The organism is Aeromonas lacus (assembly GCF_000764665.1).
In the GTDB taxonomy this organism is placed as follows: domain Bacteria; phylum Pseudomonadota; class Gammaproteobacteria; order Enterobacterales; family Aeromonadaceae; genus Aeromonas; species Aeromonas lacus.
The window spans coordinates 1-981 of the sequence record NZ_JRGM01000068.1 but is presented as its reverse complement, the minus strand read 5'-3'; the positions used below and the strand labels follow the sequence as shown (position 1 = coordinate 981).

Sequence of the window (981 nt, the reverse complement as noted above, 5' to 3'; positions counted from 1 at the left end):
GTGAAGGTTATGCCTTAATTTATTACGCTGCTGATTATGAATTCATAAAATAAAAGTTATCTGATGTACATATGAATCTATAAATGTGGATGGGAGCCTCAATCTTGGTAGGTTTGACTATGCACATCTTAGAATTTTATTTTTAATTAAGCTTGAGGTGGTTTATATATGAAATATAATTCAGCATTAATTCTAGTACTAGGTATCTATTGTGCAGGTAGTAGCACCACCTATGCTAACAATCCGCCTAAAGGCTCAGGAGAAGAGGTTGCAAATAGAATAACAATTCGTTATGGAAGTATAGTGGCCAATTGTGGGGCAGCAAACAAGCCCGCCTATGAGTGTTCTGGAGTTGTGATACACGGCGAAGACAACCGCAGTACAGATATGCCATGGTCACCTTCAGATGACAATAGTATGTCTTACTCTTATCTTCGCCAGGATATTTTCAACCCGATATTCGCTAATTATGATTATGGAATCATCCTGATACCTCAACACGAGCTTTCCGACAGTCAGTTCAGACCTGGTTATGCATGTGCATTCCCTATCAATGGGAGTAGTAATGGGAGGGAGGATGATGGGTGTGGTGAAATTCCATCGGTTCCTATTTCGGCGACTTGTCAGTCACAAGGACTATTTAATACAGAAGATTGGATTACCGCTTTCGAAGCCGATAAGTATATCAGCCGCTGTGGCTGGGATTTATTGAATGAACAATCTGCTGTAGCCTTTGAGGCGATGGTAGAAGGTAGTCGCTACTATATTGAGGACGCAGGTCTTAATGTTGAAAATAATGAGATTGTTCTTCGATCTTGGGGAGGTGAGTTGCTTAAAAATTTGCCGATAGAGGCCGTTTTTTATGCTAAAAGAGGCACCAAAAAACACAGTGATCGTAACTTATTGAAGGCACAGGAGGCCCAGTTGAGCTATTTTTCAGAAACAGGAATGTGGATACCAATCGTCCACATGGATGAACAC

The 981-nt window shown here is 40.7% G+C and carries 1 protein-coding gene; it reads left to right on the top strand.

The window, feature by feature from the left end:
• Window positions 1-168 precede the first annotated feature (168 nt).
• On the top strand, window positions 169-981 hold an 813-nt coding region (locus tag LG31_RS21180; protein WP_238567494.1), incomplete at its 3' end, for a hypothetical protein.